The sequence below is a fragment of the Mycobacterium yunnanensis genome, from assembly GCF_025823185.1.
GTDB classification, from domain to species: domain Bacteria; phylum Actinomycetota; class Actinomycetes; order Mycobacteriales; family Mycobacteriaceae; genus Mycobacterium; species Mycobacterium yunnanensis.
In genome coordinates this window covers 62737-81747 of sequence record NZ_JACKVK010000020.1, presented here as the reverse complement: position 1 = coordinate 81747, position 19011 = coordinate 62737, and the positions used below count along the sequence as shown (strand labels likewise).

19 protein-coding genes are annotated in these 19011 nt (G+C 69.6%); 9 read left to right on the top strand and 10 right to left on the bottom strand.

Going from position 1 to position 19011, the window contains the following annotated elements:
- The first annotated feature begins 41 nt into the window (after positions 1–41).
- From H7K45_RS29330 to H7K45_RS29315, 4 genes are all read left to right on the top strand, one after another.
- Positions 42–539, top strand: a complete 498-nt coding sequence (locus H7K45_RS29330) for a hypothetical protein (RefSeq protein WP_263999697.1) — start codon at positions 42–44, stop codon at positions 537–539.
- Between the two features lie 167 nt (positions 540–706).
- Complete coding sequence (locus H7K45_RS29325; protein ID WP_263999771.1) at positions 707–1447, top strand: 1-acyl-sn-glycerol-3-phosphate acyltransferase; 741 nt, start codon at positions 707–709, stop codon at positions 1445–1447.
- Between the two features lie 54 nt (positions 1448–1501).
- Positions 1502–3097 carry an acyl-CoA ligase FadD12 gene (fadD12, locus tag H7K45_RS29320; RefSeq protein ID WP_372512687.1) on the top strand — a complete coding sequence of 532 codons (1596 nt, stop codon included), beginning with the start codon at positions 1502–1504 and terminating at the stop codon, positions 3095–3097.
- Entirely contained in the window at positions 3087–4304 is a 1218-nt protein-coding gene (locus H7K45_RS29315; protein ID WP_263999695.1) for an alpha/beta hydrolase, read from the top strand. The genes fadD12 and H7K45_RS29315 overlap by 11 nt, the downstream gene beginning before the upstream one ends.
- Before the next feature lie 19 nt (positions 4305–4323).
- On the opposite strand, the gene H7K45_RS29310 is transcribed toward H7K45_RS29315, so the two are convergent.
- Both H7K45_RS29310 and H7K45_RS29305 read right to left on the bottom strand, forming a co-directional pair.
- On the bottom strand, positions 4324–5745 hold the full coding sequence (locus tag H7K45_RS29310) for a glycoside hydrolase family 183 protein (RefSeq protein WP_263999694.1): 1422 nt from the start codon (positions 5743–5745) through the stop codon (positions 4324–4326).
- A 126-nt stretch (positions 5746–5871) separates the two neighbouring features.
- A complete protein-coding gene (locus H7K45_RS29305; protein ID WP_263999693.1) occupies positions 5872–6318 on the bottom strand; it encodes a Rid family hydrolase in 447 nt (148 codons plus the stop codon).
- A 63-nt stretch (positions 6319–6381) separates the two neighbouring features.
- Here H7K45_RS29305 and H7K45_RS29300 point away from each other — a divergent pair, with 63 nt between their 5' ends.
- Positions 6382–6858, top strand: a complete 477-nt coding sequence (locus H7K45_RS29300) for a MarR family winged helix-turn-helix transcriptional regulator (protein ID WP_263999692.1) — start codon at positions 6382–6384, stop codon at positions 6856–6858.
- Positions 6859–6866: 8 nt separating this feature from the next.
- On the opposite strand, the gene H7K45_RS29295 is transcribed toward H7K45_RS29300, so the two are convergent.
- Both H7K45_RS29295 and H7K45_RS29290 read right to left on the bottom strand, forming a co-directional pair.
- Entirely contained in the window at positions 6867–8282 is a 1416-nt protein-coding gene (locus H7K45_RS29295; RefSeq protein WP_263999691.1) for a WS/DGAT/MGAT family O-acyltransferase, read from the bottom strand.
- Between the two features lie 4 nt (positions 8283–8286).
- Positions 8287–9510: an alpha/beta hydrolase gene (locus H7K45_RS29290; protein WP_263999690.1), complete on the bottom strand. Its 1224-nt coding sequence runs from the start codon at positions 9508–9510 to the stop codon at positions 8287–8289.
- Between the two features lie 227 nt (positions 9511–9737).
- Between H7K45_RS29290 and H7K45_RS29285 the strand changes: the two genes are divergently transcribed.
- Positions 9738–11054: a septum formation family protein gene (locus H7K45_RS29285; protein WP_263999689.1), complete on the top strand. Its 1317-nt coding sequence runs from the start codon at positions 9738–9740 to the stop codon at positions 11052–11054.
- Here the strand turns inward: H7K45_RS29285 and H7K45_RS29280 are convergent, their stop codons facing one another.
- From H7K45_RS29280 to H7K45_RS29255, 6 genes are read right to left on the bottom strand one after another with little or no spacing between them, the layout of a single operon-like run.
- Entirely contained in the window at positions 11055–11852 is a 798-nt protein-coding gene (locus H7K45_RS29280) for an ABC transporter permease (protein ID WP_263999688.1), read from the bottom strand. It lies immediately after the preceding gene.
- The gene (locus H7K45_RS29275) at positions 11827–12741 is read right to left on the bottom strand and encodes a 2-aminoethylphosphonate ABC transporter permease subunit (RefSeq protein WP_263999687.1); all 915 of its coding nucleotides are present in this window, start codon (positions 12739–12741) and stop codon (positions 11827–11829) included. The genes H7K45_RS29280 and H7K45_RS29275 overlap by 26 nt, the downstream gene beginning before the upstream one ends.
- Complete coding sequence (locus tag H7K45_RS29270; RefSeq protein WP_263999770.1) at positions 12738–13898, bottom strand: ABC transporter ATP-binding protein; 1161 nt, start codon at positions 13896–13898, stop codon at positions 12738–12740. The genes H7K45_RS29275 and H7K45_RS29270 overlap by 4 nt, the downstream gene beginning before the upstream one ends.
- Before the next feature lie 2 nt (positions 13899–13900).
- Complete coding sequence (locus H7K45_RS29265) at positions 13901–14947, bottom strand: 2-aminoethylphosphonate ABC transporter substrate-binding protein (RefSeq protein WP_263999686.1); 1047 nt, start codon at positions 14945–14947, stop codon at positions 13901–13903.
- 3 nt (positions 14948–14950) lie between these two features.
- Positions 14951–15634, bottom strand: a complete 684-nt coding sequence (locus tag H7K45_RS29260; protein ID WP_263999685.1) for a phosphonatase-like hydrolase — start codon at positions 15632–15634, stop codon at positions 14951–14953.
- A gap of 11 nt (positions 15635–15645) precedes the next feature.
- A complete protein-coding gene (locus tag H7K45_RS29255; RefSeq protein WP_263999684.1) occupies positions 15646–16761 on the bottom strand; it encodes a TIGR03364 family FAD-dependent oxidoreductase in 1116 nt (371 codons plus the stop codon).
- Between the two features lie 98 nt (positions 16762–16859).
- On the opposite strand from H7K45_RS29255, the gene H7K45_RS29250 reads away from it, so the two are divergent.
- Genes H7K45_RS29250 through H7K45_RS29240 form a run of 3 tightly spaced genes read left to right on the top strand, consistent with a single transcriptional unit; the run spans position 16860 to position 19004 of the window.
- Positions 16860–17399, top strand: a complete 540-nt coding sequence (locus H7K45_RS29250) for an HD family phosphohydrolase (protein WP_372512685.1) — start codon at positions 16860–16862, stop codon at positions 17397–17399.
- A complete protein-coding gene (locus H7K45_RS29245; RefSeq protein ID WP_263999682.1) occupies positions 17396–18094 on the top strand; it encodes a GntR family transcriptional regulator in 699 nt (232 codons plus the stop codon). The genes H7K45_RS29250 and H7K45_RS29245 overlap by 4 nt, the downstream gene beginning before the upstream one ends.
- A gap of 10 nt (positions 18095–18104) precedes the next feature.
- Positions 18105–19004 carry an alpha/beta hydrolase gene (locus tag H7K45_RS29240; protein ID WP_263999681.1) on the top strand — a complete coding sequence of 300 codons (900 nt, stop codon included), beginning with the start codon at positions 18105–18107 and terminating at the stop codon, positions 19002–19004.
- Positions 19005–19011 lie beyond the last annotated feature (7 nt).

Sequence of the window (19011 nt, the reverse complement as noted above, 5' to 3'; positions counted from 1 at the left end):
TCCTGGTGACCATCGCACACCCCGCAACTAAGGTTGTCCCCATGACGAAATTGACGACCACGACGTTCGCGGCCGCGGCGGCCGGTCTCGTGGCCTTGGCCGCGACGACGGCACCTCTCGCCGCGGCCGCCCCGGGAACGGCGAGCTCCCCCATGCCGATGTCGAGCCAGTGGCGGGCGTGCGACTTCACCAAGCTGCCGTGGGTGGACGCGAAGGGCGACGCCCGAGCCGTCGCGCACGTGCGCACCGACGGCTCGGGAATGCTGGTGGCGACGGTCGACGTGGCGACCGCGACGCCGAACACGCGCTACGACGTCCGGGTGATCCAGACGCCGCGGCCGTCGCAGTCGTGCGGTGCCGGTGCGCCAGGCGTCGTCTCGGGCTCGCTGCAAACCGACGGCATCGGAGGCGGCTCCACGACCTTCGCCGGCCCCGTCGCCACGGGCGCCACCGGGGCCTGGGTGGTCCTCGACGTGCCGGCGCCGTATGCGCAGACGCCGGTGGAGTTCTACACCACGGAGTACGTCACCTCCGTCTGAGGCGCGGATCTCGTGATTACGGCTTCGGCGGCCCCCCGGGTAACCTAGAACTAGAACACGTTCCACTTTCGAGCCGGGGAGCAGCCGTGAACGCCAACGACACCGATTCGGTAGACGTCGAACCGAGCGCCGTCACGAAGTGGGATCCGGGCCTCACGGAACGGGTGATGGGCTTCTTGCGGCCCCTCATCAAGGGCTATCACCGCGCCGAGGTGCACGGCCTCGAAGACTTCCCCCAGGGCGGCGCACTGGTGGTGGGCAACCACTCCGGCGGTCTCTTCGCGATGGACGTCCCGGTGTTCGCGACGGGCTTCTACGAGAAGTTCGGCTTCGACCGTCCCGTCTACACCTTGAGCCACGACATCATCTTCACCGGCCCGACGGGTGACTTCTTCCGCAAGACCGGTTTCATCCCCGCCAATCACGAGAACGCCGACGAGGCCCTGCGTGCCGGCGGGGTGGTCGTGGTCTTCCCCGGCGGTGACTACGACGTCTACCGTCCGACGCTGTCGGAGAGCGTGATCGACTTCGGTGGGCGCACCGGCTACGTCCGGGCCGCCCTCAACGCCGGGGTGCCCATCGTGCCGTCGGTGTCGATCGGCGGCCAGGAAGCCCAGCTGTTCCTGACCCGCGGCGAGGGCATGGCCAAGGCGCTACGCCTCGACAAGCTCTTGCGGGTTAAGATCCTGCCCGTCTCGTTCGGCTTCCCGTTCGGGCTCTCGGCGGTGTTGCCGCTGAACGTGCCGCTGCCGACGAAGATCGTCACCCAGGTGCTCCCGCCGATCGACGTCGTCACCGAATTTGGCGAGGATCCTGACGTCGACGAGGTCGACGCCCACGTGCGTCACGTGATGCAGAAGGCGCTGAGTCAGCTCGCCAAGCAACGACGACTCCCCGTGCTGGGCTGATCGGCCGTGGCGCTCATCGATCCGCTGACCAACACCGTGGGCCTGCTGACGACGATGGCCCGCGCGGGCGTCATCGCCCCGTTGCGGCCGGACAAGTACCTGCGCATCGTCGCCGCGATGGCGCGCGAGAACATGGGCATCACCTCCGGTTTCGCAAGCGCTGCGCAGCGGTGCCCCGACCGGCCCGCCCTCGTCGACGAGATCGGTACTTTGACGTGGCGGGACGTCGACCAGCGGGCCGACGCGTTCGCCGCCGCACTGCAGGGCCTGCCCGGCGGTACCCCGCAGGTCGTCGCGATCATGGCCCGCAACCACCGTGGCTTCGTCGAGTCGCTGATCGCAGCCAACCGCATCGGTGCCGAGGTGCTGTTGCTCAACACGTCCTTCGCGGGACCTGCTCTGGCGGAGGTCGTTTCGCGCGAGGGCGCCGGCAAGTCGGTCGTAGTGGTCTACGACGGGGAGTTCGGGCCGACGGTCGACGTGGCGCTCGCAAAGCTCCCCGACACCGTCCGGATCCTGGCCTGGCGGGACACCCCCGAGGACCACCGCGGCGTCGAGACCATGATCGGCGAGTACTACGGCCGTCGACCGGAACGGCCGAGCACCAAGGCCAAGGTGATCCTGCTGACCTCGGGCACCACGGGAACTCCCAAGGGCGCCAGCCACTCCGGCGGCAGCCCGCAGACTCTCAAGGGCATCCTCGACCGCACGCCGTGGCGGGCCGAGGAGACCACCGTGATCGTGGCCCCCATGTTCCACGCCTGGGGGTTCGCGCAACTGGCGTTCGCCGCGTCGATGGCGTGCACCATCGTCACCCGGCGCAAGTTCGACCCCGAGGCGACGCTGAGATTGGTCGACCAGCACCAGGCGACCGGATTGTGCGTCGTCCCAGTCATGTTCGACCGCATCATGGCCCTGCCCGAGGACGTGCTGTCGAAGTACAGCGGTCGTTCGTTGCGGTTCGCGGCCGCCTCCGGCTCACGGATGAACCCGGCCGTGGTGACCGCCTTCATGGACCGCTTCGGCGACGTCATCTACAACAACTACAACGCCACCGAGGCGGGCATGATCGCCACCGCCACGCCCGCCGACCTTCGGTTCGCACCCGACACGGCGGGTAGACCCGCCGAGGGCACCGACATTCGGATCCTCGACGCGGAGCGCAACGAGGTGCCCACCGGTGAGGTCGGCACCATCTTCGTCCGCAATTCCACCCAGTTCGACGGGTACACCTCCGGCGCCACGAAGGACTTCGAGGGTGACTACATGTCCAGCGGTGACGTCGGCTACCTCGACGCCGACGGTCGGCTGTTCGTCGTGGGCCGCGACGACGAGATGATCGTCTCGGGCGGCGAGAACGTGTACCCCATCGAGGTCGAGAAGGTGCTGTCGGCCCATGCGGCGGTGGCGGAGGCCTCGGTGCTCGGCGTCGACGACGACGAGTACGGGCAGCGGTTGGCGGCCTTCGTGGTGCTGGCCGACGAGTCGACGACGCCCGAGGACCTCAAGGCCCACGTGCGGGCCAACCTGGCCAATTACAAGGTGCCACGCAGCATCACGGTGCTGGAGAGTTTGCCGCGAGGCAGTACGGGCAAGATCGTTCGTCGTGACCTTCACGCGCTATTGCCGACCGACGACCGTGCGACGTAGACACCCGCTGCTGCGTGGGGTCGCCGAACTCCTGCTGTCGGCCAACGCCGTCCAACCGCTCGGCCGCGAGGGCTACGTCACCATTCCGGTGTTCTTCCTTGGCTGGCCCACCAGCGAGGCGGCGCCGGTGGTGGCCGGCGCCTCGATGCTCGACGCCGTCCGGCGCGGGGTACGCGGCGATTTCGCGGGCCGGGCGGGGCGCGTCGGCCTGGGGCTGACCGCGTTGTCCTGGGCCACATTGGGTTTCGTCTACTACCGCAACGCCAGGTCGCAGGAGTCCTTCGAGGCTCCGCTGCGGGAGACACTGGGCGATGACTACGCCGACATCGCCGCCGAGGAGCGGCGCCGCCGTCGCGGTGGGGTGTTGCGGACGTCGTGGGCCAGACGGCAGTACGTCAAGCGCGACGACGTGGTGCGTTACGGGCCGCACCGCGCCAACGTCGCCGACGTCTGGCACCGCGGCGACCTGCCCCGCGACGGCAAGGCGCCCGTTCTGCTGCAGGTGCCCGGCGGGGCGTGGGCGATCGGGATGCGCCGCCCGCAGGCCTACCCGTTGATGACGCACATGGCCGAACGCGGGTGGATCTGCGTGTCGATGGCCTACCGGGTCAGCCCGCGCAACACCTGGCCGGCTCACATCGTGGACGTGAAGCGGGCCCTGGCGTGGATCAAGGAGAACATCGCCGACCACGGCGGCGACCCCGACTTCGTGTGCATCACGGGTGGGTCGGCGGGCGGGCACCTCACCGCGCTGGCGGCGCTGACGCCCAACGACCCGAAGTGGCAACCGGGTTTCGAGGACGCCGACACCTCCGTGGCGGCCGCGGTGCCGATCTACGGCCGTTACGACTGGTTCACCTCGGAGGGCTCGGGCCGACCGGAGTTCATCGCGATCCTGCAGCGCTACATCGTCAAGAAGCGGTTCCGCGAGCACCGGCAGACCTACCTCGACGCGTCGCCGATCACCAAGGTGCACGCCGACGCACCGCCGTTCTTCGTGCTGCACGGCACCGACGACTCGATCATCCCGGTGCAGGAGGGACGCGCGTTCGCCGAGGCGCTGGAGAAGGCGTCGGACAATCCGGTGGCCTACGCCGAGATCCCGCATGCCCAGCACGCCTTCGACTTCTTCGGCTCACCGCACGGTGACTACACCGCGACCGCAGTCGCGCACTTCCTGGACTGGGTGAAGGCCAAGCGCGGCTGAGGGCTTCAGCTGCAACGGGTTACGGTAAGACGGTGTGCATCAGCATCACGTTGTAGGCCGACCACAGGGACAGGTTGTAATACAGCTCCTTGCCCGTCGACCACGGGTGCAGGTAGGGCGCATAGATGCCGCCGGGGAACTCCATGTGGCTGACCAACATCGCCTCCGGACTCCACGGCCCCTGCGGGGTTGGCGAGGTCCGCATCACGACGTCGTTGGCACCGTTGCAGTACAGCGCGAGGTACTGCTTGAGATAGGTGTTGTATTGCGCCGACATCTCGCCCACCGGGCCGGGGATGACCGGCGTCGCGGCGGCCGGGTTGGCGGGCACCCAGGATTGACTGTCGCCGTTCCAATATTCGTACTTGGTCAGATCGGGAATGAGGCCCGGCGCGACGCGGGCCACGTAGGCGGATCCGCCGCGGCCGTTGGGCGTGCCGTAGGAGTACAGGTACTGGTCGCCGGGGCCGGGCTTGAGGAACGCACCCATTTGGAAGTTCTCGTTGCCCGCCCCCGGTGTGCGGACGGTGCCGGGATACACGCCCCACGTCTCGCCGTTGTCCGGTGACATCGCGATCGCCGAATAGTTGGTGCTCCAGGCGCCGTTGGCGTCCCAGCTCCGAATGGACATGAAGTTGAGGTACTGCTTGCCGCCGGCCGAGACACCGGCGGTGGGGATGATGCCCGTTTCCTGCGGCGCTTGCCCGATGGTGTTGATGATCTGCTTGGCGATGCCGGGCCGCCAGACCGGTGCCCCGGAGTACTTGTTCCCGACGACCCCGTTGGGCACCGCCACGGTGTTGGACAGCGAACGGTCTTGGCTGCGGAACAGCGCGTTGTAGCGCCACTGCTTGCCGGGAATGGCGCAGAAGCCGTTGGTGTCGCCGAAGGCCATCAGCACCTGATTGTTGGCGGAATCGCCGTTGTCCCACATGATTCCGAGATCGGTGCCGGTGATGGCGAACTTCTTGACGGTGTCGTTGGGGCTGTCGGGGCCGGTGACCCATCCGACCAGCGAGGTGCCGGGCGGGGCCGTCGACACCGGCGCCGGGGCGGCCACCGGAGCCGGCGCCGGGGCCGCGGCCGTCGGCTGGGTCGCCGCACCGCCGGGTCGGGGTGAGGGCACCACCCCGGCCTGCTGCTGCACCGGCGCCACCGGAGGCGGGGTCAGCGCCTTGATCAGAGCGGGCAGCAACCCGAGTTTGGGCAGCGGAGCCGCGTCGTTCGCGCCAGCGGGCTTGTGGCCGATCGGCCGATTGAACGGCGAGATGCCCGACGGGCTCGGGATCTGGAAGGCCTGCCCGGCGGTGGGTTGGGCCGCGGCCGCGGCGCCCTCGCAGGGTTCGGCGCCGGCGGGCGGCGCGACGCCGAGGACGGTGCAGAGTCCGAGGGCGGCCGCGGTCGCCACCGATGCGGATGCGATGCGACGACGCGGCGACATGGGACACCTTCCACGGAGGACGTCACGATGACGCCAGCAACTTCTGCTGTGACAGTAGTGACCCCTGGGACCGAAGTGTCCGGTGAGTCATGGCTTGATACCCACCCGTGACCGTGTCGCAATCTTCTACCGCGGCCCCACGATTGCCGTCACGCGAATCTCCACCCGCATCTTGGGCGCGCCGAGCGCGGTGACGCCGAGCTGCGTCCAGATGGGCGCGCGGTCGCCCATCCGCGCGCGGAATTGCTGGACCATCACCCTGTTGTGCGCGTCACCGATGGAGTCGGGCGCACTTGGCACGTGGAAGGACTCCACCGCGACGACGTCGCGCCACGTCGCGCCCGCCTCCGCGAGGGTGCGCTCGACGTTGTCGAAGGCGGTGACGATCTCCTCCTCGAGGCTCTCCGGGAACGTCACGTCGTCGTCCCAGCCGCCCTGCCCGGAGATCTCGATCCGATTCCCGATCCGAAGTGCCTGGTGATAGTGCAAATTGGCCAAAGCCCAGTCGCCGTAGCCCGGGGTGACGTGAAAGGTGATCGAGGACGACGAACCGTCGTCTGTTACTTCATGCATGAAGTGAACCCTACGCGTCTTTACTTCATGCGTAAAGTGATCAACGGTCGGTAGGGTGCCGTCATGACCACTCCCGATCCCGATCAGACGCAGTGGTTGACGCCCGAGGAGAAGGAGGCGTGGACCGGACTGGTGTCGCTGATGCTGTTGCTGCCGGGGCGTCTGGAGACACCACTGCAGCACGCGGCCGGGCTGACCCTCTTCGAATACCTCGTGCTCAGTCACGTCTCGGAGGCGCCCGGACGCCGCCTGCGGATGAGCGAGCTCGCCTACCTGGTCAACGGCTCGCTGTCGCGACTCTCCAACGTCGTCAAGCGATTCGAGCAACGCGGTTGGGTGCAGCGCTCGCCCGACCCCGACGACGGTCGCTACACCATCGCCGCCCTCACCGACGCCGGCTACGACTTGGTCGTCGCGGCCGCTCCAACCCACCTGCGCACGGTGCGTGAATTCGTCCTGGACCCGTTGAACGCCACCGACCGTCAGGCACTGGCCCGCATCGCCGCCAAACTAAGGATTCGCCCGGCCGACCTACCTTGACCGCCCGCCTAGGGCGCCATCGCCCCCTCGACGACGGTCAACTCATCCGAAAGCCCAGCGGCGCGCCGTATTTCGACGAAAGCCTCGACCATGGCATCGGTCAGCTCGTGCGCGTCGGCGAGCGTGGCACCGTCGGAGAGCACCGAGACGTTGAGCTGGTCGACGTAGCTCCACACCGTGATGTTGAGCCCGCTGCCCGTGGTCAGCGGACCCACCGAGTAGATCTCGGTCACCAAGGCGCCGCCGACCCGGCCGTGCTCGCGCGGGCCTGGCACGTTGGAGATCGGCAGGTTGAGCACCTTGTTCTGACCGTCCTTGTTGGCCAGCCAGCGAAACATCGCCTCGGCGGGCGCTGGCGGGAAGTACGCCGACCACCGGCTCACCAGCTCCGGGCCCATCAGGTCGTGGGTCTCCTTCGCCGAGACCGCGGCGTCGTGCACGGCACTGACCCGCTCCAGGGGATCGGCCAGTTCGACAGGCAGGACCATCATCACACCGGTGAAGTAGTTGCCCGAGATGCGATCACGGGAGAAGTCGAAACTGACTGGGACTGAAGCCAACAGCGGATGATCGGCCTTGCCGTCGTACTTCTGCAACAGCCCGCGCAGTGCCCCGGCCGAGATGGCAAGCACCATGTCGTTGATCGTCACGCCCAGTGACTTGCCGGTCTCCTTGACGTCGGCCAGCGACAGCGTCGCCGTCGCGAACCGGCGCGTGGCGTCCACCATGTGGTTCATGAAGCTCGGCGGCGGGGTGAAGGGTCGGGTCAGCTCAGGACCCAACTTTCGCGAGCTGCGTCGCACCCGCCGCAAACCCCTTGCGGTGTAACGCATCACGCCCGGCAACCGCCCGATTTGGCGCAGGTGGTCGTTGAAGGCCGTCCGCACCAACTCGGTGGTGCTCGGCGCGGGATCGGTGGCGTAGGAGTCGCGGTCGTCCGGGGCGTCCAAGAGGTCCATGCCGCGGGCCATCAGGTTCGCCGAGGCCACCCCGTCGGCGAGCGCATGGTGGATCTTGCCCAGCACGGCGATTCGGCCGTCGGCCAGACCCTCGATGAAGTACATCTCCCACAGCGGTCGGCTGCGGTCCAGCGGTGTGCTGGCGATCTTGCCGACCGCCTCGTCGAGCTCACGGCGCCCGCCCGGGCTCTCCACCCGGTAGGGCCGGATGTGGTAGTCGAGGTCGACCTCGCAATTCTCCCGCCACATCGGGTGGTGGAACTTCAGCGGGATGTCGACCAACTCGTAGCGGAACGGGTCGAGCTTGTGCAGTCGGCTGTGGATGACCTTGCGGAACTCCTCGACACCGAACGTGCGGCCTCCGAGGTCCTCCAGCGCGATGACCGCCAGCTTCAGCGTGTGCATGTGCACGGTCGGCGTTTCGCTGTACAGCAGGACCGCGTCCCACCCGCTGAGCCTCTTCACCCGGCTATACAACCGCCTGTGCGCCAGCCAGCGTCTGGTTTCGGTGAACCTCGTTGAGGAACAAGCCAATTGCCGTCGCCGCCGAACCGGTCCTGGCGCCGTCGATCATGTCGAAACCGTGGCCGGCACCGGGCAACTCCACGTAGCCGACCACCGACCGCGACTGGTCACGCAGCCGTTGGACGAAGTCCCGTGCCTGCTGCACGGGGATGACGGTGTCGCCACTGCCGTGGATCACCAGGAACGGCGGCGCGTCGGCGTGCGTGCGGGCGATCGGAGACGCCTTGCGGAAGATCTCCGGATGCCGGGCGATCTTGCGCTTGACCACGACGCGCTCGAGGAAGTCGACGAAACGGGCGCGCTCGACGGTGGACTTGTCCTCCCAGTCGTAGCGTCCGTAGATGCCGACGACCGCGTCGACCGAGGTGTCCGATCCCGCGGGCAGGTCACGCTGCATCTCCGGGTCACCTGCGGTCAGCCCCGCCAACGCGGCGAGGTGCCCGCCCGCCGACGTGCCGGCCACGGCGACGAAGTTGCGGTCGCCACCGAACTTGTCGACGTTGGCCCGAGCCCACGCGATCGCGGTCTTGACGTCGGTGATGTGCTGGGGCCACGGATGATGCGGGGCCACGCGGTAGTCGATCGACAGACACACCCAACCCATCTCGGCCAGATGCGACATCAACGCGTAGCCCTGCAGGATGCGACCGCCGTGCACCCAGGCGCCTCCCGGCAGGAAGATCATCACCGGCGCCGGCTGGACGGGAAGCTCCTTGGAACGCCACACGTCGAGCAGCTGAGTTGGGCTGTCTCCGTACCGAACCGAGGAACGGTAGACGTTGCGTCGATGCTCGAGGGCCTTCCACACCGGCGGTGTCCGCTCGGGCGCGGGCCAGGTAACCTCCAGTGCCTTGGGCGGCACCACGCCGTGCAACGCGGCCTGCGTGATGGACGCGGTCGCGTCACGCTGTTGCTTCTTGACCGCTCCGATGCCGGGGGTGAACCAGGATTTCACCGCCGCACCCATGAAGTCTGGGGTGTGGCGCACGCCCCAGATGCATCCCGCGGTGGCCCCGCCGAGCGGTTCGAGGTATCTGCCGACCACGGGTAGCGAGGTGGCGGCGACACTGGCTGCCAACATGTAGTCGGCTGGCCCCGCCTTCATCAGCCAGCGCACCCGCGTCGTCAGGGTGGGGCCCGGGTACCGGGTGTCCGGTGCAGCCGTCATTTGCCGAGGGTACCCCGCTTTGAGTGAGGTAGACGACACTCTGGCGAGTTTGTCTAGTGACACGGTATGACGTCGAAGCTGGTCACGGTACGGCCGCAGACGTGGCGTCCCCTGTGCGGCTGTGCCACGCTTGACGACGTGGCTCGAGCACCCGGCCAGTCCATCGTCACGGAGAGTGGGATCGTGAAAGGCGGGTACGGGCCGGCACCTCGACGGAGTCGGGCACGGTGAGACCCCAGACCAGCGGCGGTGGCCCGGACCTGGCGTCGGTGCTCGCGGCCCTCGACCACGACGGCGACGGGCCCGCGGACGACGCCAAGCGTCTGCAGAAGCGCGCACATCGCCGCGGCATCCTCACCCTGGTGATGATCGTGCTGCTCGTCGGCGGGGTCATCCAGCTGCTCACCTCCACTCCGGAGGCGCCGAGGACCGCCGACGGGGGCAGCCGCGCGAGCATCGTCTTCAGCAACGCCGGCACGGGCACGTGCCTGAGCTGGCCTCCCGACGCTCCCGACAAGCCCTCCTTCGTGCAGTGCCGCTCGGATCACATGTTCGAGGTGGCCAAACCGGTCGACATGAACGGGTTCGGCGAACCGTGCCAGCTGGCGGTGCGGGAGTACCTGGGCCCCCACTACGACCCGAACAGCCGTTTCACCATCAGCGTCCTGTGGGCTGGTGACGCCGGCGGCACCAGTGCCGGCGGCCGCAACCTGCTGTGCGGCCTGCAGCTGCTCGGCAAGGACGGCAAGCCGGTGCCCTTCAAGGGGCGCATCGTCGACCTCGATCAGTCCAAGATCTGGCCCCCCGGCACCTGCCTCGGCCTGGACGGATCCAACCGCTCCACCGACATCCCGGTCGACTGTTCGGTGCCGCACGGCCTGGAGGTCACCGGTTCGGCCAACCTCGCCGAGCGCTTCACCGGCAGCCTGCCGTCGGATTCCGAGCAGCGCGCGTTCATCACCGAGGCCTGCACACGGGCCTCCGACGCCTACCTGACCCCCGCGCGGCTGAGCACGTCGGGCCTGTCGCTCGGCTTCGAGCCGGTGTCGGCCGTGAGCTGGGCCGCAGGCAGCAAGCAGGTGTCGTGCGGTATCGGCAAGCCCGCCGAGCAGGGCTGGACGCCGCGGACGGGCAGCGTGCGGACGTCGTCACCGGCGGATCTGCCGCCACCCCAGGCGCCACCACCGTCCCCTCCCCCACCACCGCCGAGTCCCTCGGCCCCCGCGCCGCCACCGGTCTACGAGGAACCGCTGGTCCCCATCGGACCATTGCCGTCCGAGACCCTGCCCGCCCCACCGACGACCACGGCGGCTCCCACGGAGTCGCCCGTCACCACGGCCCCGCCGCCGGAGACCACCACCGAGGCGTCGCCCACGCCCACCACGACGACCGCGGCTCCGCTCGGGCCGCCACCGGGGCCGGCGACGCCGCCGAGTGAGACCAGCACCGCCTCGCCCCCTGGCATCCTCGAGATCCCCGGCCTCCCACCGATCACGCTGCCCGGCTACGTACCACCGGAACCGGCTCCGCCCGCCGCGGGGTGATCAGCGCACCGCAGCGGCGGACCGGATGCGCCCCACAGCCGTCAGTGCCGCCAGCGTGACGAACAGCAAGATGGTGGTGCTTGCGGCCGCCTGCAGCGCCTGGCCGCGATCGGTGAGCGAAAAGATCGTGACGGGCAACGTCTTCCACGTCGCCGGGTAGACCATCACCGTCGCGCCGAGCTCGCCCATCGACAGTGCCACCGCGAGCCCGGCGGCTGCCCCGAGCGCTGGCATCAGCAGCGGCAGCGTCACACGCGTCAGCACCCGAAACGGTCCCGCGCCAAGGGATTCCGCGGCCTGGCCGAAGGCCGGGTCGAGGCGGCTCAGCGCGGCCGAGACGGCGCTGAATGCGAAGGCCAGCACCAGCACCGCATGGGCCAGGATCACGATCCACCGGGTACCGCCGAGCAGTAACGGTCGGGAGTTGAAGGCGATCAGGAGGCCGAGCCCGAGTGCCACCGACGGTACGGCGATGGGCAGGTGAAACACCGCGTCGACGATTCGACTCAGCCAGCGCGGGGCCGCCCGAGAGGCCAACGCCGCCCAGGTCCCCAGCAGGAGCGCCAGCCCGCCCGCGACGACGGCGGTCTGCAGACTGACCGACAAGCTGGCCAAATCCTCCCCCGACAGGGCGTTTCCCATGTGCGCGAAGCCCAGGTTCGACGGCAGTGGACCGGTCCAGGACCCGGCCAGTCCCGCGAGCACCACCGTGGCCAGGGGTGCGACGAAGACGATCGTGACGACCACCGCGAAGAGGCCGAGCACCACCGCCCTACCGCGACGGTTCCACGCCAACATCGCCGTACCTTCCTCGTCGGGCGGTCATCCGGGCGAAGACCACGCGGTACGCGCCGTAGAGGGCCAGCGACAGCGCGATCTGAACGGTCGCGATGACCGCGGCGCCCGGCAGGTCGAAGGTCACGATGCCACGGGTGTAGATGAGCACCGGCAGCGTGGTGACGCCCTTGGCTCCGGTGAACAGCACGATGCCGAATTCGTTGAGCGTCAACAGCAGGACCAGGCTGCCGCCTGCGGTCAACGCGGGCCACGCCTCCGGCAACACCACCGACCCGAACACGCGCAGCGGCGACGCGCCGAGGCTGGCCGCCACGTTGAGCTGCGCCTTCGGCAGCACCGAGAACGACGCCAACAGCGGCCGGACGACGAATGGCGTGAAGAAGGTGATCTCGGCGGCGATCACGCCGGCCGGGGTGCTGAGGAAGTTCAGTACGGGCTCGCGATCACCGGTCAGGCCGGCGACCGTGGCGTTGACCGCGCCCGCGGTGCCGTACAGGAAGGTGAAGGCCAGGGTGACGAGGAACGACGGCAGCGCCAAGACGCTGTCGATCAACCGGCCCACCAGACGGCTGCCCGGGAACGGCACGAAGGCCAGGACGACGGCGAGGAACGTGCCGAGGACCAGACAGCCCAGCGTGGCGGTGGCGGCGATGGCGACGGTGCGCCACAGCGCGTCGCGAAACGCCGCCGAGGTCAGCACACTCGACCAACTGCTGGGCGTGCCGGCGCCGTCGAGTGACTCCAGGCATACCCGGGCCAGCGGGTAGACCGCGACGAGCAGAACGATCAGCAGCGGCGGGAGAGTCCACCACACCGCCGCCGACCGCGGCGCCGACGGTGTCGGCGGTGTCGGCGGGGCCTCCGGCGCCGCGCCGAGCAGTGTGCTCACGTGGTCGCCACCAGCACGCCGGCGGGCTCGGGAAAGCGGAGTCCGATCTCGGTTCCCACGGCGTAGGTCGCCGCGCCCGGTACGTCGACGTCGAGCAGCTGGTCGGGTAGACCGTGCACGGACACCACCAGCCGGGTGCTGGCACCGCGCCACACCGACGCGTTCACCCGCGCACGCAGGGCGTCACGATCGCCGAGGCCCACGACCTTGATGGTGTGCGGTCGAATGCACAGCAGCGCAGCTGATCCCGGTGCCCAGTCGACCTTGCCGACCGCCGGCTGCGGGGCCTCGGCACCGAGCGTCTGATGTGCGACGGACACCAGTGCGCTCGTTCCGATGACGCGGCCGACCGTGCACGGAACCAGGTTGGCCCCGCCGAGGAAGGCGGCGGTGAAACTCGTCGGCGGGCGGGCCCACAGGTCCTTCGCGGTGCCGACGTCCATTAGCCGGGCATCGTTCATCACCACGATCCGGTCGGCCAGTGCCAGCGCCTCGCCCTGGTCGTGGGTGACGTAGAGCATCGCGGTGTCGGGCAAGGATTCCTTGAGCCGCTGCAGCTCGGTCAGCATCGACTGCCGCAGCTGCGCGTCCAGCGCCGCCAACGGCTCGTCGAGCAGCAGCACGCGCGGCCGGATCGCGAGGGCCCTTGCGATGGCGACGCGCTGCTGCTGGCCGCCGGACAGCTCACGGGGCAAACGCGTTCCAAAATGGGACATTCCGACCATGTCCAGCGCCTCGGTCACCCGGGACGCGATCTCGCCGCGAGGCACCCGGTGCGATGTGAGGCCGAAGGCGACGTTGTCGGCGACCCGCATGTGCGGGAACAGCGCGTAGGACTGCAACACCACCCCGATGCCGCGCCGGGCCGGCGACAGATCGGTCACGTCGCGCCCGGCGAGCCGGACCGCGCCGGTGCTGGGGCGGACGAAACCGGCCAGCGCGTTGAGGGCGGTTGACTTGCCGGAGCCGCTGGGACCCAGCAGTGCCACCGTCTCGCCGGCCGCGACACGGAGGTTGAAGTCGACGAGCGCCCACGCCGCCTTCCTGCCGCGGCCGTAGACGACGCCGACGCGGTCGAAGACGATTGCCGGCGGTGCGTCGGCGACGGTGGTGTCGAGGCCCGTGCGCGCGGTGGACGACGCCCTGATGTTCGCCATCATCAACTGCCGGTGGCCTTTTGGTACGCGGCGACGTCGGCGTCGAGATCCTCGAGCACGGCGTTCCAGTCCGGCACCCACACGGTGACGCCCTCGAGCACCGCGGCCGGGGTGTTTGGAGCCGGCGCCTGGCCGGGTGAAGCGGCCAGCGACGTCAGCACCGGCATGCCGAGCGCCGTGGGGGCGACGGTCTTCTGCACGTCCTCCGAGACCAGGAAGGCCATCAGCTTCTTGGCGGCCTCGGCGTGCGGCGCGCCCTTGGTCACCCCCGCGACGTAGGGCAGCGAGACGGTCGTCTTGGTGCCGTCGGCGGCGGCCGGAAAGAAGAGGGAGAATGCCGAGCCGTCGTCCTTGATCGAGCCGAGGTTCATCTGCACGTCGCCGTTGGCGACCAGCAGTTCCCCGTTGCTGACCTTGGGCTGGAGTTTGCCGGTGGACGACGAGGGGCCGACGTTGTTGGTCTGCAGCTTGCCCAGATAGTCCAGCGCCGCAGGCTTTCCCATGAGGTGCTGTAGGAGGACCAGCACCGCGGTGCCGTCCCCGGCCTGCCCCGGCGTCGAGTACTGCAGCTTGCCCTTGAACCGCGGTGCCAGCAGGTCCGACCAGGTGGCCGGCGGCGGTGTGGCCGCGGGGTTGGCGATGAAGCTCAGCGCGTTGTCCACGATCGGCAGGTAGTTCCCGCCGGCGCCCACCTGGGTTGCGGCGATACCGCTGGCGTCGACGCCGCTGGGTTGCAGCAGCCCAATTCGGTCGGCCTTCTGAATGAACGGAGGCAGCGTCACCAACAGGTCGGCCTGCGGGTTGGACTGTTCCTTCTCCACGCGGGAGACCACCTCGCCCGAACCGGCTTCGACGAGGTTGACGTTGACGCCCGTGCTCTTGGTGAAGGCCTGGAATTGCGTTTCGTACCAGGTGGCCAGGCCGTCGGCGCTGTACACGGTGAGGGTCTCGCCACCACCCGACCCCGATGAGCCGGTGCCGCCGCACGCCGTCAGCGTGACGGCGAGGGTGGCGGCGGTCAGGGCGGCCAACATCGTGCGGATCGTCATGAGTCAGTCCTTGCGTCGGTTGTCGAGGATGAGGTCGGCGAACTCGGTGACGGTCGGCACCACATGGGTGGCGCCGGCGTCGTACAACTGCTTCTCGCCGTGCGCACCCGTGAGGGTGCCCGCGGCGACGGAACATCCGGCGCGCAGGGCGCTTTCGACGTCGCTGGTGGTGTCGCCGAGCGCGGCGACCTCGTCGACGCCGTCGACTCCCAGGCGCATCAGGGCGGTCAGGATCAGGTCCGGGTATGGCCGACCCCGCACCCCGACGCCCGGCGCGAGCACCAGATCGGCGATCGACTGCCAGCCCAGCGCGGCAAGTAGCTTCTCCTGCGTCACGCCGCTGAAACCCGTCGTCAACGCCACCTTGACCCCGGCGTCGCGCAGGCGGCCGATGGCCTGGGCCGCTCCGTCGATTGCCCTGGCGTGACCCTCGTCGACCGCGGCCGCGTAGGCGCGCTCGAAGGCCGCATTCGCCTTTTGCGCGAGTTCTTCCGTGTCGCAGAGGTTCCGGAACACCACGATCTTGGACTGGCCCATGGTGTCGAGCACGTACTGGCGCGCGCGCTCGCGTTCGGGACCGTCGGCGGGGATGCCCACGTCCGTCGCGGCGGCCTCGAAGGCCCCGATCACCAGACCGTCGTCGGCCACGGTGGTTCCGGCCATGTCGAGCACGGCGAGTCGAATCATGTTCTGCTCCCTCACAGTTCGATCAGATCCGCGGTCTGTTCGGCGATGGCCGGCCCAAGGGTCATGCCGCGCCCGCCCGGGCCGGTGACCAGCCACACCCCGTCGGCGGCCTTGGTGCGGCACACCAGCTGGCCGGGGTCGACGCACTGGCTGTACACGCCCGCCCACCGGCGCCGGATCGCGGGAAGCGGCCGGCCGAGGAACTGCTCGACGCGGGCGGCGAGATAGTCGTACGGCGCGTCGTCGACGTCGAAGGCGAAGGGTTCGTCGTATTCGTGGGTGTCGCCGATGGTCAGCCCGCCGTGCAGGCGCTGCACGCATAGCAGTTGCATGCGCCCCTCGGCCGCAACCGGCTCTTGAGATTCGGCCGCGCGCAGCGCATCCAGGGCGGTGCCCGCGAAACCGGGGTAGTAGCGGAAGCTGTCGCCGTCGGCGACGGCCGTGGTGAGCGGTTCCCCAAGGGGATCGGTCTGCATCATCTGCAGCCGAACGCGCCGCACCGGCAGGTCACCGCCGATCTCGCGGGTCAGACCGCCGTGCGCGGCACCGGGGCACACCAGGACGAGATCGCCGTCGTGGCGTTGGCCGCGGTCGTCGCGGACGCTGGTGCCGTCGACCGATCGCGCCTCGGTGCCGGGGTGGAAGTCGTATTCGCCTGAGGACGAGAGGAATTGGCGGATGGCCGGCATGGCCTGACGAGATTCGACCGCGGCGTCCCGCGCGCAATGCAGGCCGGCCAGGAACGTACCGCGCAGGGCGGGGTTGAGCGCCCGGACGGCGTCCGGGTCGAGCACGTCGAACCCACGGTCGCCGGCGTCGGATCGTCCCGCGGCCTGCTCGGCGACCGCGACTTCGAGGGGGGTGCGCAGCAGCGTCAGCGAGCCGGTGGGCCGGAACCCGACGCCGGGGATCTGCTCGCCGATGCGCTCCCACAACTCGCGCGAGCGCAGCGTGGCGGCGAGTTCGTGCTCGGCGCGGCCCGAGACCCACACCAGGCCGAAGTTGCGCACGGTGGCGCCGCGGGCCTCGGCTTCGCGCTCGAGGTGGGTGACGTGGTGTCCACGCCGAACCGCCTCCAGGGCGTGGGCGGTTCCGAGGATTCCGCCGCCGATGATCGTGACGCGCATGGTGGGTGACCTTTCAGACTCGGGGATACGACCTGCGGAAGCTCCGGTGATGGGGGCCGGAACGGCAGATGAACAATTGGTATAGACCAATTGCCGGTATGCTGGCAACCGTGGACGCGATCACCGACACCGCCCGCCTGCTCTCCTCGCTGCGCGACGTATGGGACGAGGAGGCCGTCGACGAGCTGGACCACGCCCTGCAGTCGGCGGCCCGAGCGACGGACGACGGCGCCGACGACGAGCTCGTGCTCGCCGCCGCGCTACACGACCTGGCGCGCAGTCCGCTGTTCGACGCGTCGGCCGGTCACCGCCACGACGAGGTCGCCCGGCAGTGGCTGACCCCGAGGTTCGGCGAGCGGGTCGGCTGGCTGGCCGGGCAGCACGTCGCCGCCAAGCGGTACTTGGCGGCGACCGATCCCGCCTACCGCGCCACGCTCAGCCCCACCTCGGTGGCCTCGCTGCAGGCCCAGGGCGGCGCCTCGATCGATCCCACCCTGCTCGAACACCCCTGGTGGCCAGATGCGCTGCGGCTGCGGCGATTCGACGACGCCGCCAAGGATCCGCTGGCCCGGGCGGCGACGATCGAGGACGTGCTCGACGTCGCCGAGCGCGTCGTGCGCCACCGGGCGCCGCGATGAGCAAGCCCTACGCAATTCGCACCGCCCTCACCGAGGTCCTCGACGGTCTCGTCGAGGGCGACCCCTTCCCACCCGAACGGGAACTGGCCGCCCGGTTCGGCGTCGCCAGGGAGACCGTGCGCCAGGCCGTCCACGAACTCCTCGTCGAGGGCCTGGTCGAGCGCCGTGGCCGCGGCACCGTGGTATCCAAACCCAAGCTGGTGCAACCGCTTTCGCTGCGGTCCTACACCGAGGGCGCCGTGAAGATGGGCCGCAAGCCGGGACGGCTCCTGGTCACCTGGGAGGACGTCGAACCTTCCCCGGAGCTCACCGCGGCCCTCGACGTCGCCCCCGGTGAGCTCGTCATGCACCTCGAACGCGTCCTGCTCGCCGACGGTCAGCGCATCGGCCTGGAGAGCACCTACCTGCCCCGCCACCGGTTCGGCGCGTTCACCGAGACGTTCGATCCGACGACGTCGCTGTACGCGGCGATCCGGGCCACGGGCGTGACGTTCGACCGGGCGGTGGAACGGGTCGAGACGGTGCTCGCGAGCCCGCGCGAGGCCGGGTTGCTCGAGTCGACGACCGCCATGCCGATGCTGCGACTGCACCGACGGTCGGTGGACACCGAGGGCCGCCCCATCGAGGTGGTGCGCTCGCTCTATCGCGGCGACCGTGTGGCCTTCGAGGCCCTGCTCGACGACCGCGATCAGTAGTGTCGGCGTCGTGGCCGACTTCCATCCCGACCTGACGCGCTCCGCCCGGTTGCTGCCCCGCAGCTCCATCTCCCCGGTCTCGCTGCCGGTGTACCGCCTGATCGGCCGCCTGATGGACCGGCGCGCGCCGTCCGACGTCGAGGTGCTCCGACTGACCTCGGGGGTTCGCGTGCGCCTGCACCGCGCGGCGGGCGACACGGCGAACGGCCCCGCGCTGCTGTGGATTCACGGCGGCGGGTACGTCATCGGAAGCGCGGCACAGGACGACGCCATCTGCCGCCGTTTCGCCCGCGAACTGGGCGCCACGGTGGCCGCGGTCGACTATCGCCTGGCCCCGGAGTACCCGTATCCCATCCCGCTCGAAGACTGCTACGCGGCGCTCGCGTGGCTGTCCCAGCTACCGGCCGTCGACGGCGCGCGCGTCGCGATCGGCGGCGCCAGCGCCGGCGGGGGTCTGGCTGCCGCACTGGCGTTGCTGGCCCGCGACCGCGGCGAGGTGAGCGTCGCGGCGCAGCTGTTGGTCTACCCCATGCTCGACGACCGCGCCGCCAGCCACGAGGGAATCGACGGCCGCCATCACCGGCTGTGGTCGCAGACGTCGAACGTCTACGGATGGTCCAGTTATCTCGGCGACGCCGACCCGAACGTCGCCGTGCCCGCCCGCAACCCCGACCTCGGCGGCCTGCCGCCGGCGTGGATCGGGGTGGGCACCAACGATCTCTTCCACCGCGAGGACCTCGCCTACGCCGAGCGCCTCACCGCGGCAGGCGTGCCGTGCGAGGTCGACGTCGTCGAGGGGGCCTATCACGGCTTCGACGGCGTGGCCCCGAAAGCCCCCGTGTCCCGGGCCTTCTTCGCCGGTCAGGTGGACTGGCTGCGACGGCACCTCGCGCGACCGGGGACGATCTAAGCTCGAT

Excerpts from the sequence above, each read along its gene's own strand:
- H7K45_RS29330 (WP_263999697.1), top strand. The coding sequence starts at position 42 with ATGACGAAATTGACGACCACGACGTTCGCGGCCGCGGCGGCCGGTCTC.
- H7K45_RS29265 (WP_263999686.1), bottom strand. The coding sequence starts at position 14,947 with ATGACGATCCGCACGATGTTGGCCGCCCTGACCGCCGCCACCCTCGCC.
- H7K45_RS29250 (WP_372512685.1), top strand. The coding sequence starts at position 16,860 with ATGCTGGCAACCGTGGACGCGATCACCGACACCGCCCGCCTGCTCTCC.
- H7K45_RS29255 (WP_263999684.1), bottom strand. The coding sequence starts at position 16,761 with ATGCGCGTCACGATCATCGGCGGCGGAATCCTCGGAACCGCCCACGCC.
- H7K45_RS29305 (WP_263999693.1), bottom strand. The coding sequence starts at position 6,318 with ATGCATGAAGTAACAGACGACGGTTCGTCGTCCTCGATCACCTTTCAC.
- H7K45_RS29280 (WP_263999688.1), bottom strand. The coding sequence starts at position 11,852 with ATGTTGGCGTGGAACCGTCGCGGTAGGGCGGTGGTGCTCGGCCTCTTC.
- H7K45_RS29260 (WP_263999685.1), bottom strand. The coding sequence starts at position 15,634 with ATGATTCGACTCGCCGTGCTCGACATGGCCGGAACCACCGTGGCCGAC.
- H7K45_RS29300 (WP_263999692.1), top strand. The coding sequence starts at position 6,382 with ATGACCACTCCCGATCCCGATCAGACGCAGTGGTTGACGCCCGAGGAG.
- H7K45_RS29310 (WP_263999694.1), bottom strand. The coding sequence starts at position 5,745 with ATGTCGCCGCGTCGTCGCATCGCATCCGCATCGGTGGCGACCGCGGCC.
- H7K45_RS29290 (WP_263999690.1), bottom strand. The coding sequence starts at position 9,510 with ATGACGGCTGCACCGGACACCCGGTACCCGGGCCCCACCCTGACGACG.
- fadD12 (WP_372512687.1), top strand. The coding sequence starts at position 1,502 with ATGGCCCGCGCGGGCGTCATCGCCCCGTTGCGGCCGGACAAGTACCTG.
- H7K45_RS29325 (WP_263999771.1), top strand. The coding sequence starts at position 707 with ATGGGCTTCTTGCGGCCCCTCATCAAGGGCTATCACCGCGCCGAGGTG.
- H7K45_RS29270 (WP_263999770.1), bottom strand. The coding sequence starts at position 13,898 with ATGGCGAACATCAGGGCGTCGTCCACCGCGCGCACGGGCCTCGACACC.
- H7K45_RS29245 (WP_263999682.1), top strand. The coding sequence starts at position 17,396 with ATGAGCAAGCCCTACGCAATTCGCACCGCCCTCACCGAGGTCCTCGAC.